This window comes from Haloferax sp. Atlit-6N, assembly GCF_003383195.1.
Lineage (GTDB): Archaea > Halobacteriota > Halobacteria > Halobacteriales > Haloferacaceae > Haloferax > Haloferax gibbonsii.
Window position 1 is genome coordinate 1 of the sequence record NZ_QEQJ01000311.1, and the last position, 462, is coordinate 462.

Here is a 462-nt window from a genome sequence, read left to right on the forward strand (position 1 = left end):
GCGCGTACGCGTGTGCGATCATCACGCTCCCGAGGACGACGACGCCGAGGAGGTTCCAGACCGCGATGCGGACCGCGTTGCGGTCGCTGAATCCGCTGACGTACAGGAGGCCGCCGATGGCGATCAGGCCGATCGAGACGAGCGTTCCGACGACGCCGAGCACGACCGCCAGCGGGCCGCCGCCGTCCAAAAGCGGGAACAGATTCGGCACGAGCAACCCGACCCCAGTGAGCGAGACGACAGCGCTGGCGGCAACGCGCACCGGCGACGGTCCGGTCGGCGCGACCGCCTCGGGTGGCGATCCGTACCCGAGTTGATCGATCAGGGTGAGAAGTCGCGTTCGCATAGATCGTTCGAAAGAAGACCAACGGCTGTTTGAATGTACTGGCCCGGCTATCGGGCGGAAGAATCGGAGCAGAACGCGATCGAACGGTCGGCGACCGAACGCGACAGCGAACCGGC

At 66.5% G+C, this 462-nt stretch carries 1 pseudogene; it reads right to left on the minus strand.

Features of this window, described 5'->3' with window-relative positions:
* Positions 1-346 (minus strand): annotated as a pseudogene (locus DEQ92_RS22510) (sensor histidine kinase); the annotation flags it as partial.
* Positions 347-462: the final 116 nt, after the last annotated feature.